Origin of the sequence: Kluyvera sp. STS39-E (assembly GCF_040932435.1) — a bacterium.
Taxonomy (GTDB): domain Bacteria; phylum Pseudomonadota; class Gammaproteobacteria; order Enterobacterales; family Enterobacteriaceae; genus Kluyvera.
This window is the reverse complement of the sequence record NZ_JBFQGA010000003.1, coordinates 109,060-124,615: the sequence shown is the minus strand read 5'-3', so window position 1 is coordinate 124,615 and position 15,556 is coordinate 109,060. Positions and strand designations below refer to the sequence as shown.

19 protein-coding genes and 1 pseudogene are annotated in these 15,556 nt (G+C 47.9%); 10 read left to right on the top strand and 10 right to left on the bottom strand.

The genetic code is table 11. From position 1 onward, the window contains the following. Positions 1-38: 38 nt before the first annotated feature. Entirely contained in the window at positions 39-1,754 is a 1,716-nt protein-coding gene (locus AB4K05_RS07100) for a hypothetical protein (RefSeq protein WP_368479288.1), read from the top strand. Here the strand turns inward: AB4K05_RS07100 and AB4K05_RS07095 are convergent. From AB4K05_RS07095 to AB4K05_RS07075, 5 genes are all read right to left on the bottom strand, one after another. Next, the gene (locus AB4K05_RS07095; protein WP_368479287.1) at positions 1,751-4,357 is read right to left on the bottom strand and encodes a replication endonuclease; all 2,607 of its coding nucleotides are present in this window, start codon (positions 4,355-4,357) and stop codon (positions 1,751-1,753) included. The two genes, AB4K05_RS07100 and AB4K05_RS07095, sit on opposite strands and share 4 nt — an antisense overlap. Positions 4,358-4,365: 8 nt before the next feature. After that, positions 4,366-4,629, bottom strand: coding sequence for a hypothetical protein (locus tag AB4K05_RS07090; protein ID WP_368479286.1), 264 nt, complete (start codon positions 4,627-4,629; stop codon positions 4,366-4,368). Beyond that, positions 4,629-5,603, bottom strand: a complete 975-nt coding sequence (locus AB4K05_RS07085) for a Dam family site-specific DNA-(adenine-N6)-methyltransferase (protein WP_368479285.1) — start codon at positions 5,601-5,603, stop codon at positions 4,629-4,631. Before AB4K05_RS07085 ends, AB4K05_RS07090 begins: the two co-directional genes overlap by 1 nt. A 70-nt stretch (positions 5,604-5,673) precedes the next feature. Continuing rightward, positions 5,674-6,063 carry a hypothetical protein gene (locus AB4K05_RS07080; RefSeq protein ID WP_368479284.1) on the bottom strand — a complete coding sequence of 130 codons (390 nt, stop codon included), beginning with the start codon at positions 6,061-6,063 and terminating at the stop codon, positions 5,674-5,676. A gap of 16 nt (positions 6,064-6,079) precedes the next feature. Continuing rightward, complete coding sequence (locus tag AB4K05_RS07075) at positions 6,080-6,301, bottom strand: phage filamentation protein Fil family protein (protein ID WP_368479283.1); 222 nt, start codon at positions 6,299-6,301, stop codon at positions 6,080-6,082. 336 nt (positions 6,302-6,637) lie between these two features. On the opposite strand from AB4K05_RS07075, the gene AB4K05_RS07070 reads away from it, so the two are divergent. Further along, positions 6,638-6,892: a hypothetical protein gene (locus AB4K05_RS07070; RefSeq protein ID WP_368479282.1), complete on the top strand. Its 255-nt coding sequence runs from the start codon at positions 6,638-6,640 to the stop codon at positions 6,890-6,892. Between the two features lie 69 nt (positions 6,893-6,961). On the opposite strand, the gene AB4K05_RS07065 is transcribed toward AB4K05_RS07070, so the two are convergent. After that, a complete protein-coding gene (locus AB4K05_RS07065) occupies positions 6,962-7,237 on the bottom strand; it encodes a regulatory phage cox family protein (protein WP_279264361.1) in 276 nt (91 codons plus the stop codon). A gap of 120 nt (positions 7,238-7,357) precedes the next feature. Between AB4K05_RS07065 and AB4K05_RS07060 the strand changes: the two genes are divergently transcribed. From AB4K05_RS07060 to AB4K05_RS07045, 4 genes and pseudogenes are all read left to right on the top strand, one after another. Next, complete coding sequence (locus AB4K05_RS07060) at positions 7,358-7,657, top strand: helix-turn-helix domain-containing protein (RefSeq protein WP_368479281.1); 300 nt, start codon at positions 7,358-7,360, stop codon at positions 7,655-7,657. A gap of 145 nt (positions 7,658-7,802) precedes the next feature. Next, a pseudogene (locus tag AB4K05_RS07055) lies at positions 7,803-8,816 on the top strand (tyrosine-type recombinase/integrase). Between the two features lie 255 nt (positions 8,817-9,071). Continuing rightward, complete coding sequence (locus tag AB4K05_RS07050) at positions 9,072-10,073, top strand: diguanylate cyclase (protein WP_368479280.1); 1,002 nt, start codon at positions 9,072-9,074, stop codon at positions 10,071-10,073. A 66-nt stretch (positions 10,074-10,139) separates the two neighbouring features. Further along, complete coding sequence (locus AB4K05_RS07045) at positions 10,140-10,244, top strand: YoaK family small membrane protein (protein WP_100249921.1); 105 nt, start codon at positions 10,140-10,142, stop codon at positions 10,242-10,244. A 99-nt stretch (positions 10,245-10,343) separates the two neighbouring features. Here AB4K05_RS07045 and AB4K05_RS07040 read toward each other — a convergent pair whose 3' ends face one another. Together AB4K05_RS07040 and AB4K05_RS07035 are read right to left on the bottom strand one after the other, a co-directional pair. Further along, positions 10,344-11,819 carry a GGDEF domain-containing protein gene (locus tag AB4K05_RS07040; protein ID WP_368479279.1) on the bottom strand — a complete coding sequence of 492 codons (1,476 nt, stop codon included), beginning with the start codon at positions 11,817-11,819 and terminating at the stop codon, positions 10,344-10,346. Between the two features lie 192 nt (positions 11,820-12,011). Continuing rightward, on the bottom strand, positions 12,012-12,278 hold the full coding sequence (locus AB4K05_RS07035; RefSeq protein ID WP_368479278.1) for a DUF2534 family protein: 267 nt from the start codon (positions 12,276-12,278) through the stop codon (positions 12,012-12,014). A gap of 213 nt (positions 12,279-12,491) precedes the next feature. Between AB4K05_RS07035 and AB4K05_RS07030 the strand changes: the two genes are divergently transcribed. From AB4K05_RS07030 to AB4K05_RS07015, 4 genes are all read left to right on the top strand, one after another. Continuing rightward, the gene (locus tag AB4K05_RS07030) at positions 12,492-12,818 is read left to right on the top strand and encodes a DUF1971 domain-containing protein (RefSeq protein WP_368479277.1); all 327 of its coding nucleotides are present in this window, start codon (positions 12,492-12,494) and stop codon (positions 12,816-12,818) included. A gap of 29 nt (positions 12,819-12,847) precedes the next feature. Further along, positions 12,848-13,201, top strand: coding sequence for a DUF1971 domain-containing protein (locus AB4K05_RS07025; RefSeq protein ID WP_368479276.1), 354 nt, complete (start codon positions 12,848-12,850; stop codon positions 13,199-13,201). A 4-nt stretch (positions 13,202-13,205) separates the two neighbouring features. Then, positions 13,206-13,388, top strand: a complete 183-nt coding sequence (locus AB4K05_RS07020) for a DUF1869 domain-containing protein (protein WP_061280311.1) — start codon at positions 13,206-13,208, stop codon at positions 13,386-13,388. 302 nt (positions 13,389-13,690) lie between these two features. After that, entirely contained in the window at positions 13,691-14,017 is a 327-nt protein-coding gene (locus tag AB4K05_RS07015) for a DUF4156 domain-containing protein (protein ID WP_368479275.1), read from the top strand. A gap of 75 nt (positions 14,018-14,092) precedes the next feature. Here AB4K05_RS07015 and AB4K05_RS07010 read toward each other — a convergent pair whose 3' ends face one another. Both AB4K05_RS07010 and AB4K05_RS07005 read right to left on the bottom strand, forming a co-directional pair. After that, positions 14,093-14,728 carry a carbonic anhydrase gene (locus AB4K05_RS07010; protein ID WP_368479274.1) on the bottom strand — a complete coding sequence of 212 codons (636 nt, stop codon included), beginning with the start codon at positions 14,726-14,728 and terminating at the stop codon, positions 14,093-14,095. Between the two features lie 235 nt (positions 14,729-14,963). Then, positions 14,964-15,413 carry a hypothetical protein gene (locus tag AB4K05_RS07005; RefSeq protein ID WP_368479273.1) on the bottom strand — a complete coding sequence of 150 codons (450 nt, stop codon included), beginning with the start codon at positions 15,411-15,413 and terminating at the stop codon, positions 14,964-14,966. Positions 15,414-15,556: the final 143 nt, after the last annotated feature.

The window sequence follows — 15,556 nt, the reverse complement described above, 5'->3', positions numbered from 1 at the left end:
AATTTAACATTGGATAGTAAATACGTTCGAGGGAATATATGTTGAATATCGATTATGCTGAAGGCCTTAATGTACCGGCAAAAATATCCATCGGAAGCATTGATGATCTAGACTGTACGCTAATCATTGCAAGGAACTCATTTCCCCATTTAAAAATGGGTGATTATTTTTTCTCAAATGAGGTAGATGCGTTTCTAAACAACCCGCCTAACTTAATATCTTTAAAATCACAGAGGGAAACATTCACTCTGTATAACTCTGAAAGAACCGGAGATTCATTAATCCCTGAATATGTAACCACCGGATCAAAACCAGAGAATATTAACGGTGTCGATATTTCACTTTCAGGATTATATACATTCTTTGATGGGCGCTCAAATTTTACAGTAAGCGACTCATGTATTAAAAAAGACATTACGGACTGCTTCATAAAAACTGAGTTCAATATAAATGGTGAATTGTATACTTTTTCAGTAGAGCATGACTACTCCTTCAGCAAAAAGATAGACACCACCACCATTGTTGAAGATGCGTTCATTAGAATTAGAAAATCTGAAGGTGACGTATCGCTTGATGCAATTAAATGCATTATAAAAAAAACAAGAATTTTATTTTCACTCATGCTAGGTTTTGATCTCTCCATCCGAAAGACATGGCTTATTAAAAATGATGGGGCTCGGTGTAATTCATTGTATTTTCATGCGCCATCAAAATTAGAGCATCCATTTGAAAACTCTCATGACTGTTTTATATTCCCAGCTCAACTACTAACTAATGATGAATGGAACAAAATTCTAACCAGCACTTTTAATGGAGACTCAAGCAGTACTCTTTCAGAGTTCTGGGTCAGGCTAGTAAGCATGTTCTCTTATAAGGGATTCTGGGAGTATGAAATACTCGGAGTTGTAAGCCTTTTAGATGCATACAGTAAAAAACACCATGAAACCCACACTAATAAAACAATATCCTTACGTAAATTCGATAAATTAAAAGACAGCATTAAAAACACTCTTCGAGAGTATAAAAAATCATTGCCAGCAGATAAAAAACACACTGATTCATGTGAAGTTATAGATAACATGATTCTTCAGGTTGGCTACATAAAAAACACAAACGCTCAAGATTTTAGGTTGATATTGAAACTTCTAATGGAGACAATTAGCGTTGACATTCAAAATTTAATTTCTTTTAAAGATGAAGACTTTGAAACGATAATAAAAATCAGAAATGCAGCAGCTCATGGCGCACCTATTGATGAAGAGATTATGGCCAATTTGCAGCGGGTAATGATTGTAAAAGAAAAAATAAAATTCCTGCTGCTTTATTTATTTTTTAAATCCATGAGCTTTTCCGATAAGGATTTCATAAAGCTATGCAGGCACTCATTTAGTAAAATCAAGTTCGGCGCCGCTCTGGATTCATATACGCTAAACATGATGAGTGGCACTGGAATTGCCTTAAATATTGACAACGAAGACATTGCCAAAGCAAAAAAAACATCCAAAGTAAACACCGTCATAATTCATCACGTTAAATCACAGAAATGTGAGATTGGCAATAACACCATTCAAGAAATAATGGATTCAATGTATTCGTCAAATAAAGGAAAATTCATCAATTTCGTTGATTTGATTTACGCAAATTATCTCATTGACGAGATATTTTCCGTTCAGTATGCATCCTCATTATTCCTTTGCGCAGAAGATGTAAAAATAGAATTGCACGGGGCATACTTAATACAAATAAATGATTAGTTTTTATCTCTGTAAACTGAGCATTTGAGTATTTTTGCATACTCTCCAAATGGATCAAATTGTATCTGAGATACATTAATACCGTGGTTATCCCTCAGCCGTTCCCACAACCGGGCAATCCTCCCCGGTTCATGTACCTGCTGACGGGTAATCAGCTCGCCGCTAACTTTGGCGCGGTAAACCGTTGCCCCAACAGTCAGGCAACCGCCTTTCAATAGCGATAACGCCAGCGCCTCGCCAAGCTCCAGCCAATGCAATGCCGCCTCAGACTCCAGACGAGCGATCGCCGGGGCCAGCTCAACGCGGCGGGCATTCTCAGCCAGACTTCTGGACTCTAATTTCTCGGCAGCAGCCCGCCAGGCAATATCTAAATCACTGCCTGGGGGATATGGCGGGGCAACATTTCGACGTGGCGGCGGCATTTCCCTGAGTCGCTTCCACAATTTGCGGCGCTGCCTATCGGTCATGTTGTCAAAATCGAATATTTCATCATCTGAATTTTCTCTCATTACCTCGCCGTCAGATGAAAAATCGGTGATTTTTTCGTCTTCCGTAGAGTTATTGACAGAACTCCAAGCGTCGCCCAGGGGCGACGAATTAACGTCAACCCCCAAACCGGGGCCGCATTCGGCCTCGGTGTTGGCTGACGATTTGGCGCGAATTGTCCACTTAACCTGGCGCGTGCAAATTCGGGACATTTCCCCCAGTCGCGGCGACCAGACCCCATAAACCTTTTCGGGGATCTCACAATAGGCGTTCATTTCGTCGGCGGGCTGGTACGCCAGGCGCACCACGTAGCGATCACGCGGAATCAATACACCGCCCTGCCGGATGATATAGGTCGCGAAGCATCCAACATCCGCAGCGGCGCAAACGGCATCCATCGCAGGATCATCAAGCTGGGCCGCACCGCGTTTAAAGGTGTTGGCAATTTTCTGGCGGGCTGTGATCTGGTTGCTCAACTTGCGCAGCTCACGGTAAACCGATACAGGCGGCTGGCCCAATGGCTGGAATTGCCGGATACGGTGAAGTGACGCCCAGGCCATCGCATATTTTGCTGTTTCATTCAGCGGCTGGCCACTTTCGTCGTCCAGCTCACCGGCCAACGCGTGGCCGTCGATATTCTTTGAAATGTATTTTGCAATGTAAGCCGTTGCCGACCCCTTTCGCGGATCCATCTTTTTGGACTTAAAGCGGGCTCCCGTATTGCGGCCCAGCTCGGCGCGGTCTTCCTTGATGAAGTATTCCCGCAGAATGGCGACGGTCGCTTTGACTTCCGCTTGTGGCATGAATAGCAGCGCGTGCCAGTGTGGCGTTGCGTCGTGGTGCGGCTCGGCCACCCGGAAGCCATAAGGGCGTAAATTTTCACGCTTCAATTTTGCCGTGGCACGATTCCAGACGCGGCATAAATAGCGCTGCGCCTCCGCTACGGTGGTGTGATTCCATTTGCTGTTATGGTGGCCCGATTGGATATTGCTGTGATATTTCGACGGGCACGTGATGGTCAGAAAGATGCCAACATCGCCACGACTCTGGGCGACCAGCTCCACGCCAGCCATTCGGGCCATAAGCTCATGGCGGCGAATGGCTGGGTTAGATGTGGATTTATTAATCATATCTTCCAGTGATGAGACGTTGCCGTCCTCATCGACCAGCTCATGATTTTTGAAGAATTCACGGTTTTTGCGGCGCTGCTCCTGCCACTCGATCAGACTGGATGCGCTGACGTAAGCGTGCGCCTTTTTATTGACTGCGCCGACCGCACGCAGCTGGTTTTCGCGCCAGTCACAACGCAAGCGCCAGATTTTGCGGCCCCACCAGTCTGGCGAAGACATTCGCAGAATGGCGGTAAAGATGCGATCGCGTTCCCACGGCGCACGCCAGGCAGGAGGCACAACACGCAAGGCCAGCATTTCGCGGCCCAAATGCCAGTAAAGCCAATCAAGCTGATCGTTCGTCATTGAATCAACGGTCAGCTTTTGCGCCTCGCACTCCGTGTTAAACATTTCTTCCAGACGGTTGGCGATCTCATGCGCGGCGCTTAACGCTTCGCGCTTAGTAAAACCGGCAAGGCGCTGCCATTCCTCTTGCCAGTACGCGGCCAGCTCGCTGCCGATGTTAGTTTCTGCGCCCTGGCGAATACGCACGACATCAAGACGCATTAAGGATTTTTTCACGGTGCCCATAAGAAAATCATTAATGTGTCGGGCTTCGCGGTTAGCCCGCAGCCAGTCTATTTTTTTGCGCCACACTTCGCGGATGTAATACGGCTCAGACAACAAACGGGCCTCCACCCCTTCCGGCGTATCTGCCCACGCAGCCGCTGCAGCTTTGGCCGCTTCATTCTGCTGACGAATAAAATCTTGATGCCTGGCTAACGGCAAGCCGCGCGGCTCGTATCTGTCCAGCGACTGGATCAGCGCGTTGCGGTCGCGAACTTCGTCGGGGTTATAACCGGCCTCTTTGAATAGGTGATCGATGTGTTTTTTGACGGTAGGGTGATGCGCCACCGCCCCGGCAAGCGGGGCGATTTTTTTCGGAATGTAAACATATGGGCCAATAGCCGGGCGCGGGGCGTTCCAGGGCCATGCGAAATCAGTCATAGCGGCCCTCAAAATGGCAAATCATCATCGGCGTAACCTGGATCAACCGCCAGCGTAACCGGGCTGCCACGTTGAAAACTCAATGCTTCGATGAAGGTAGAAAAAGCGGCCGTATCGCGAACACAAACGCCGTCATAAAAAGCGTCAAACTCAACCAGCCAGAAGTTGCCCAATTGCCAGCGGTCATGAATACGATCAACAACCATCGTTGCGGTGATTTCCCCTTCCGGGCTGGCGGGGTCAAAACCGATAAACTCCTGCGCGGTAGCCATCAGAAAGCCTCCACGCCATTGGCCGCAGCCGTTGCCAGCATTTCGTTGTAGGTCGCGTCACCCATCACCGAACCGCAGTCAGGACAAAGGCCACCACCGGCACGCCCGCAGCCGTCGCAAACTTTGAGAACACCGATCACCTCGTTAGCCTTTTCGCGCTTCTGGGTGTTGGCGCTTACCGAACGCTGGACGGCGATTTCCTGGAAGCGGAAGTCTTTGTAAATTTCGCGGGTCAGTGGGGTGTCGCTGTTAGAAATCACGACAGATGCGCCCGTCTCTCGGTTTGCTTTCAGAATGGCGGCAACCAGCTGGCGGTGTTGCTCCTCACCAAATGGGCCGGTGTGATACTGGGTAAAATTGGCGGTGTCACTTTTAGGCAGGTACGGCGGATCGCAGTAAATAACGCTATCAGGGAAAAGGGGCGCGTTGATAGCGTCCGCGAAGTCACTACAAAGAAATAAAACGCAGGTATCGCGGGCCTTTTCAGAGAACAAGCGGATCTCCGCTTCTGGCAAATACTGCGTTTTTTTGTCGCTCTCCTTTCCGTACGGGACGTTGTACTCACCTTTCAGGTTGTAGCGCACAAGGCCGTTGTAACCGTGGCGGTTCAGGTACAAAAAGAACGCTGCGCGGGCGACGCTGGCGACGCTGGCGAAACGGTGGCGCAGATGGCGACCTTTCGGGTGATTGAACATGTCGCGGAACTTTGCATAATTTGCGCTGGTATTGCGGTTCTTAAACAAGTCGCGAGAAAGGTTTATCAGTTCATCAGGGGTACTTCTGGCAACACGATAAAGGTTAATCAAATCGGGGTTTATATCGCTCAGGATGTAGCGGCGATAATCGGTATTCAAGAAGACGGAAGCACCACCCACAAACGGTTCAACCAGGCATTCACCTTTCGGCAGTACCAGCTGTAAATCGGACATAACGCGGTTTTTACCGCCCGGCCACTTAACGAGAGATCGAATCATTTTTACTTTCTCCAGGGTGCACGAAGCCCGACGCGTTAGCGCCTGTTTCTTTTTCGTGGTTCGTTATTTGTTAGTTGGTTGGTTTTTCCGGTTCTACCGGCTTGTCTCGTATCGCCTGAATTTCAGCGCGGGGCGCGGCGTAGTCTTCAAACTCCCACGGCAGCGCGGCGGCGAATTCGGCCAGGCGTTTAATGCCAAGCAACAATGTTGCCTGTTCGGTTTCGCTCAGACTTGCGAACGGCTCGTCCAGGTGACGGCGGGTTAGTTGCGGCATTCCTGCCACGCGGCTGGCCGCTTCATTCGCCAGCATGAAAACAACCTTTTTACGGGTTTCATCCAGGCGATCGAATCGGGTTGCCGTGTCGTTGGCGCGGGTCAGAGTCAGGCTATTTTGTAAAATCGCCCGTTGCTCTAAGAACTTGCGACGGCCAGGCAACTGGCCGGTTGTTTCCATCAACATAACCACCTCCCCAGAACTAAGCGAAGATACCCATTAAGCGGGCAAACCAGCGACGTTTACCGCGTGGCTTTGACATGAAAGGTAAACGGCAGTGTTTCATAAACTGCACGTCCGTTGCTTTTGGTTGGTAGAACTGGCCGTCTGGGGTTTCAATCCACCCACGAGAATGGGCGCGATGCGTAATTTGCTGGCCCCGGCTTAAAAGGCTGGCGAATGATGGGTCTTGAGTTATATCCATAATAAAACTCCATTAAATTTAAGTGGATGCCGGGAAAGTCCACACGCCCGGCGCGTGATTCCTGTGGTAGCATTGAATCGCCAAAAACAAGCAACCACGGAAAAGGTGAGATTTACTTATATGGCGTAATTGAAAGGAAAGGTCGGGCAAGTCGCCGAACTAAAAGCCCCCTCTTTCGCAGGTAATACACATGCGTTAGCGGTTACCATTTCTTTCATCCAGTCAATAATCGCGATAGCTGTTTTGTAATCGCACCCACCCAAAGCCGTGAGCATGTTGTCTGTACTTTTGTGCAAGTTATCCATTGATTCTTTTACTTGCTGAGGACCGCTATACATGTGCATTAATTTCGTAATCTCCAATACAACCCATACAAGCTGGACATGGCGAATCGTTAACGAAAAGGGGGAAACCATCGCAACGAGCAGCCAAACGTTTGAAACTCGCTATTACTGCATTGATGATGCTGAAAAATTCCAGCAATCAATTCCTGATGCTGGTTTTTATGACTTCGCTGGGATCCCAATTGACGAAATGCATCTTTCAAATGGGCGCACGCATAAAGGCAAAAAACCAATCAAGATTGCGTAACCCCGGCTAAATTTGCCCATTCCTTAATCTGCTCATCGCTTAAGGGATGGGACAAATAAATCGTAATAATCATGATGGATTCCCCAGACCTAACCACATCAACCACCCTTCCCTGATTTCTTTCGGGCGGCTTTCATAGGCAAGCTTCATGCCATTATTCCAAGCTGGAAGATAAACCCAGTATTCACCCGCACGCCCGGAGGTGGATTGCGGATCGGTCATTTCAACAACGGGCAGCTTCCCTTTCTCTATCATTCCTTTCACGGCTGCCGGAGTTTTGCCAATCAGTTTTGCGAACTCCTGGTAAGGAACGGCATCAGTTGCGCTTACAAGCTGTTTGCTCATCTGCTACATTCTCCTATTGTGTGTTTAATTGCTCTTAATGGGTTTTAATTGCCCTTAAAGCAATATACGCCACAAGCAAATAATTATCCATACGCGTAATCATTTCCCAAGGAGGTTTTTGTGTCAATCCCTATTTCAGAGAAACTGAAGCTTATAAGAGAGTCGGAGCGGCTTAATCGTCGACAATTCAGTGAGTTAACAGGCGTTGTTTACAGCACACTTTCAGGCTATGAAGCGGGGACAAAAAGCGCGAGCCTAGATCCCATCATGAAAATCTTTCAGCACCCACAGTTCATCAAATACACCCTGTGGTTTATGACCGATCAGGTATCTCCTGAATCCGGTCAAATCGCACCGGCGCTCGCACACTTTGGGCAAGATGTAACAACATCGCAGCACTCAGACCAAAAGACTGGTTAACCATTCACCATGCGTATGTTTATTACAAACTTTGTTTACTTGTTACTAAGTACGATAGATACGACAAAGGATTGAGACATAAGCGCAAAGAAAAACTAACAGCGGTACAAAAACAAAAATCTAACGCCATTCATTTGGGGGTCTTATGACAATTAAGAAACTCGATGATGGTCGGTATGAAGTGGACATTAGACCGGCTGGACGCAACGGAAAACGCATCCGCCGTAAGTTTGACAAAAAGAGTGAAGCTATCGCATTCGAAAAGCACACTCAGTTCAATTATCACGACAAAGAATGGCTTTCTAAGCCTACTGATAAGAGGCACCTTTCAGAGTTGACTCAAATTTGGTGGGACTTAAAAGCAAAGCATGAGGAATGGGGAAAATATAGCCGGGGGAAGGTAGAGAAATTTGCAGCCATAACCGGTGATCCCTGCGCGTTTCAAATCACAAAGACGGTAATCAGCCAATACGTTGCTGCTCGCCGTGGAGAAGGAATAAAACCTTCCACCATTAACCGTGATTTAACCTGTATCAGTGGCATGTTCACCGCTTTGATTGAAGCGGAATTATTCCACGGTGAGCACCCGATACGGGGAAGGAAACGACTGAAAGAAGAGAAACCAGAGACTGGGTATTTAACAAATGAGGAGATTGCCGCCCTTCTATCTGCACTTGAAGGCGACAATAAAAAAATAGCCGTTCTATGCCTCAGCACCGGCGCAAGGTGGGGTGAAGCCGCAAAACTAAAAGCGGAGCACATCATCCATAACCGCATAACGTTTGTTAAAACCAAAACGAACAAACCGCGTACGGTTCCAGTGTCTGAAGAGGTGTGTGAAATGATCATGAGCGTTAAGCGTGGGTTCCTGTTCCCAAATGCTGATTACACAGCGTTTCGTCAGGTATTGAAGGAAGTAAAACCTGATTTACCCGCAGGACAGGCAACCCATGCCTTACGCCATAGCTTTGCCACACACTTTATGATTAACGGAGGAAGCATCATCACGTTGCAGCGAATACTCGGACACTCGCGAATTGAACAGACAATGGTCTATGCGCACTTCGCCCCGGAGTATCTATAGGATGCAATCTCACTTAACCCATTAAGGGGCCGCGTTAACACCGAAAACGTCCACACGGAGTCCACACTTGGGTGATTAAGAGTGGCTTTCAGTGGTCTTGAGTGATGCTCTAACCCGCATTACACCGCTGAAAGCCCATGTAACAAAGGGGAGCTAACGCCCCCGATGGGGCTTTTTTTTGCCTGTCACAAGCACGTGATGCTCGGGGATAAAAAACCTTTTAGTGACAGAATGCTTACCTTATCGATACATAATGTATAAAATTTAGGTTGTCCGATTTCGTTTAAGATCATACCTCATCACACACCTTCATCGGGGGCCTTTGTTTTCATGTCAGATATTATACTTGCCCGAGTATCGCAAACACTTGCTACGGAACAGTCGCTAGAAAGCCTCGTTCGACAACTGCTTGAAATGCTTGAGCTAGTAACCAATATGGAATCAACATATCTGACCAAGATTGATACTCAGGCCCAGCTGCAGCATATCGTCTATTCACGCAACAGCGGTGAAATGAATATCCCAGAAAATCTCTCCGTGCCGTGGGGCGACACGCTATGCAAGCGAGCGATGGATGACCAATGTTTCTATAGCGACCACGTGCCGGAGCAATGGAGTGACTGTGATGCGGCCAAAGCGTTGGGGATCACCACCTTCCTGAGTACGCCAATTCACCTCACCGATGGCTCGCTATACGGAACGCTATGCGCCACCAGCACAGCGCAGAAACCGCTAAGTTTTAACGGCGAGCAGGTGCTCCAGCTATTTGCGAGCATTATTGCCCGCTATATCGAGAAAGAGTCGCTGGTATCTCAGTTGCAGGAGGCTAACGCGGCGCTGATTTATCATTCCTATACCGATGCACTAACCGGGCTGCCTAACCGCCGGGCCGTCTTCGATAACCTAGAGATCCTGTTCTCCCTCGCAAGACACTTAGATCATTCGGTACTTCTGGCGTTTATTGACCTCGATAACTTCAAAAAGATAAATGATTTATACGGTCACGAGGCTGGGGATTCTTTTTTACAACAGGTTGGGCAGCGACTGAAGCTGGGTATTTCCACCGAAGATCAGCTAGGCCGTCTGGGGGGTGATGAGTTTATGGTCGCCACGCTCGCCCGCACCACCTCGCAGCTTGAACAGTTTACTCAGACGCTCCGCCAACTGCTTATCGGTGATTATTTATTAGGCGACTCGCTTATCCACTACCCGGGAGCGAGCATCGGTTCCGTTATCGTTGACCCAAATGAAATGAATCCGGATGGCGCCCTACGCGCTGCTGATAGCGAAATGTATCAGGACAAAAAATTTCGCCACCGCGCAAGAAATTAACGCCCTGCCCTTCAGCGAATTACAGTATCATACGCGCCATATAGGAATAGAAATCAGGACATCACAATGAGACTGGGTATCGCTTTCCCCATTGTTATCTTTTTCATCGCGGTGATTTTTCTGGGCTGGTTCTTTATTGGCGGCTATGCGCTTCCGGGAGGAGCACAATGAGAAAAACCACGATTATTATGCTGATTATCGCCATCGTCACCGTTGTCGGCGTTGAGTTCGGTTGGTGGTAAACCAAGGATAAGCCACCTTAGCGCTGGCTTATCGCCTTTCCCCACGTTTTTTCTTCATCTGATACATCTGCGCATCGGCCTGCTGAATAGCGGCGTCTAGCGTGTTGAGGCACGGCGCAACACCCCAAGAAACCGACAGCGGCACGGGCTGATTATCTGGAGCAAACGGGACAACGGCTATTTTGGCGGCAATTCGCTCTGCCACCATATGCGCATGCGCAATATCCGTATCGTTTAACAGCACAACAAACTCATCACCGCCGCTGCGAATGACCCAGTCACTGTCTGCGCGAACGTCGTTTAGCATACATTGTGCTATCGCCTGCAATGCACGGTCTCCGGCATTGTGGCCGTAGCTATCGTTAATGTGCTTGAACTTATTACAGTCAAAAAGAATCACCGTCATAAACGGCAGTGAACGCTGCTGGATCAGCGCAAAAATATTACGGGTAAAGCACCCCGTTAATGGATCCCGATAGAATCGCAAATCGGCGTGGTTAAGATGATAGCGAATCAAAAAGAACAGCAGAATTAAAAGCGCAGGAGCCAAAGCGAGTAACGCCCATGCATTTGAATCGTGCACAATAAATAACCAGAAAGGTAATGAGTATTTAATATCATATCGCGATGAGACACCGTGAAAATGGTAGCTATCCAGCCAGTGACAGTTATTAACGATACACAGCACATCACCCTTATCTCGACTCTGTAATCCAAGCACCAAGGCTTTTGGCACCTGTTGGGCAAATGCCAACTGCAGCATCCGCGAGAGTTCGGGGCGAGAAATATCGTAGACCAAATAGCCAATAATATGATTACTCGGCTCGCCTTCGGACAGGTCATAAATAAAGCTGACCACGCTGTAGGCTTTTTCACCCGTTATTTTATCTTCGTAGAAATCGGTTACGCTGAGCGATTTTTTGAGCCCGCTTTTTTGTAGCACCCGGTCGTAAAACATTTCCGGTTCCGCAAAAAATGCGCGCGGATTGCTTGCCATTTGCGATGAGCTAAAAGTAAACGGGACAGAATCCGCCGCGTTAAACCAATAGAACCAGTTGCCGTTACTATCGATAATATAGCGATGGGTATCATGCTGTTCAGGGTTTAAGGCGTGAACTTTATCCCGAATATATTCTGCGGCGACGTACAAACAACGCGCGTTACGCTCCGGCTTCTTTGCGATTAACGCACCATGCTTGTTATCTAGCGCCCCCGGCGTGGCATTGATCCCCCACTCATCGCCGCGGGGATGGAATACATCGGCTTCACCGCATAGAAAATGGCGGTTCACCTGCTGATAACGTACGCCCGCCGCTTCAGCCATCAACTCATTGTCGTTAAACATGGTCATCATCTGGTTTTGCAGGTCGTGGATCCCTTCCGTCACCTGCGAGAGCGCGCGCTGATAGAGGAAAAAGAGTGCAAGGCAGATCAGTAGGCAGGTCAAAATTGCCGATGCCAGCAGAGACTGTTTTTTGCGCAGATTATCCTGAATTATTCTCACCGACACCCCGTTCTGATGGACCCATTCCTTAAACACCATCCACACGGTCAACTTGCGTCATGCTTCGTTTTCATGGCGTATCGTCAATATTATGTACGAAAAATTTCGTAGGCAGGAATTTGATCGTGTCAGGTCTTTAGCGCCGTGGCAATAGGATTTGCGAAAGGCGAGCAGAACGCTCGCCTGAATTGATTAATGTGTGCGCGAATCGTCTGAACCTAAAAGTAAGAAGCCCAGTGGAATAGAGAAAAGGACAGTAAAGATGGTGCTGTAGACCATGACCATTGCCCCCTGCAGCACGAACATACTAGTCGTCCACTCCGAATACGGCAGATTGTACTCGCTGACTACACCGCCAAAGGTAGCGCGCCCAACAACCGCTAAGGCAATGACAAATATCACCATTGCACACAACAGAAATTTTTTGCCATTCGGCGTACGAAGTTTTTCCAGAATCATTGCATCCTCCCGACGCAGAACTCACCATATTTTGCTGTATTTGTAACACTAATGAAGCATAAATTGAATGTATTTTGTTGCGTTACATTCACAATTATCGGCATCAGTAGATCAAACATTTAACCCAAATCATAAGATGCATTTAAAATGCATTTTTTGATAAACAGCCCAGATAATTTGTGGTTTAATACTTTCAACGCAAAGGGGGAAAACATGCTACGCATTCCGCAAAGTTGTATTCATACCCGTTCCACACCGTTTTGGAACAAAGAAACAGCACCCGCCGGTATTTTCCAGCGTCATTTAGATAAAGGGACGCGGCCAGGCGTTTATCCACGGCTTTCCGTGCATCAAGGTGCTATCCGTTATCTCGGTTTTGCTTCGCAAGAGGCACCGCAACCGGAAAACGAACTCATTATTGAAGCCGGTCATTTTGGCGTGTTCCCACCCGAAAAATGGCATTACATCGAAACGATGACCGACGATACCGTGTTTAACATCGACTTCTTTGTCGAAGCTGATGTGCTGAAATCTCTCTAGGCATTAGTCCTAGCAGTAAGGAGCCATCTATGTTACGTATCCCTGAAAATTTTGTTCATTCGCGTTCGACCCCGTTCTGGAATAAAGATACTGCGCCTCAGGCCCTCTTCACTCATCACAATACCAAGGCCCACGTTTATGGCCGTCTTTCCGTGATGCAAGGAGCGGTGCGCTATTTCGGCTTCCCTAACGGCGACGCTACCGAACCGGATGTCGAGTTGGTCATTGAAGCCGGTAGTTTTGGTATCTCTCCCCCACAGAAATGGCACCGTATCGAACTGCTGACGGATGATACCTACTTTAATATCGATTTCTTTGCCGACCCGGATGCAACGCTTGAAGGTAAAGGCCTAGGGAAAGTCGTTAACTCACATAAGGGGTAATAAGATGGGTAAGGCAACTTACACGGTGACCGTCACCAACAACAGTAACGGCATTTCTGTTGATTACGAAACCGAGACACCGATGGAACTGCTGGTCCCTGATGTTGCGGCTGATGTGGTCAAAGACTTGATCAATACCGTTCGCGCCTACGATACCGAAAACGAACATGATGTTTGCGGTTGGTAATACAGCGCATCGGAAAATAAACGGGAGCCAGTGGCTTCCGTTTTTTTTATCTATCTCGCACCGTTATCCACGACGCTCATACGAATAACCTACTGCGGTTGCGAATATTAATACTTTTGCAGGAGCGTTTCGCGGGCCATTTTTTGCCAGGTTTATTACAAACCCCACGCGAGATAACCTTATGGCCTGGCGTCCTTTTTTATATGTCATCATTACCGAAACTCCTCAACGTACGCCGCGGCGAGCTAAACTTAAGCTGGTACGTAAAGCGCCTTAACGTTATTTGCGATGAGGAAAACGGGATGAGAAAATCATTGTGGCTAAGCCTCGGCTTTATATTCGTGGTTTGCGGCTGCGCAAGCCAGTCTGAACAGGCGAGCAATATCAAGATTGTCGAAGTGGCCGATCCAATGCTTAGCCATTGCCAACGCGTGCAGGATGTCAGCACCGAGCGTAACGCTTGGGCCTTTGGAATGGGGTATTTTTCCGCGCGTAAGCAGGTGGTGTACGATCTACAAGAGCAAGGCAAAAAGCTGGGTGCAGATACGCTGGTGGTCACAAACCAAAGCTATATCCCGGTTAGCGGCATCACTAAGGCCAGCGGAACAGTTTACCGCTGCGCAAAATAATAAAAAAACCGCCCGAATAAACCACCCCGATAATTACGGAGGTCTATTTCTGGCGGTTATTTATGGCGTCGCGATTTACTCGAAGAAGACTTCAGGGTTGTCCGCTAAAGAGATAAACCGTTTGGTGCCTTTATCCAGCGTGCGAATCGATCCGCTTTCAATATCGTAGACCCAGCCGTGCAGGCGAATTGCGCCATCACGCAGGCCGACGGCGACAGATGGGTGAGTTTTGATGTTGTTCAACTGCGCAATGACGTTCTCTTCCACCATTGCGTTCACTTTATCAGTTTCATTGTCGAACGTTTTCTTCTCCACAACCGCTTTCGCTGCATCGGAATAGCGCAGCCAGTGAGACACGGCAGGCATAGGGTCCAGACACTGACAGGTGGCGATAGCTTTCATTGCGCCGCAGTTAGAATGTCCGCAGATAACGATATCCGTAACGCCTAACGCCACGACCGCATACTCGATGGTTGCGGACACGCCGCCCGGTTCAGGACCAAAGGATGGCACGATATTGCCGGCGTTGCGGATAACAAACAGCTGCCCCGGCTCTTGTTGGGTCACCAACTCAGGCACCAAACGACTGTCTGAACAGGAGATGAAAAGTGCTTTTGGATTCTGGCTGGAAGCCAGGCTGCGGAAGAGTTCCTGACGTTTAGGAAAAACTTCTTTCTGAAAGTTGAGGAACCCTTCAATGATATGTTGCATAGCAGTATCTCTTTCTCGTTATTACGCAGGTCATGATGGAAATCACGTTTTCAGTGTACCACCTAAGTGCGGAAGGGAAAGAGTTCAATCTTAGTAACGCACTGCTTACCACTTAGCTACATCATTTTCCAACGCTTGCCGGGTTAGCGCCCCGACTCGACTCCAGCTCTAGTGTTGATGTTGCCATTAAGATAGCCGCCCAAATCAATGGTAAAAAAACCGCCTGCAGGCGGTCTCAAAATCTCGGCGCCATACCATATTTCGGTGAATTGATGTTGGCAGCCCATACCTTGATGTCATTTTGCAGCAATAACGTGAAATCAGACTTCAGATGATCCACCATCTCATTGACCCGTTGGGCATCGTTTACGGCAAAGTGTTCAATCCTATTCTTACCCAGCGGCACGCAGCTGTATTTCGCTGGCATATCTTTGCCGTTCACATTCAACGTGCCACTGCCAGCGGTGCACGGCCCCTCTGATACATAAGAAACCACCAAATTGGCGCCGCTCCGGCCTGGCTGTGAAATGCTCAGCATGACCGGTCTTCCATCTGAGGTCTGTGTCATGTCATAAAGAATGGCATCTTTTAAATACCACGTATTGTATTCCCGTTCCTGAAAACTCGAATGTGAAATGGGAGAAATAATAATCAGCGCAATGATTGTAATAACCCTATATTTCATAAAACATTGCCTTTATGAGTGATTGTTCTCATTATTCAGATCACGATAAAAACGACAACAAATAAAATATATCCCTACTATTTTTGGCTGTAATTGCTTTTATGTCAGGACAGTTTCTAACCACACAAGGTCATACGCAACAA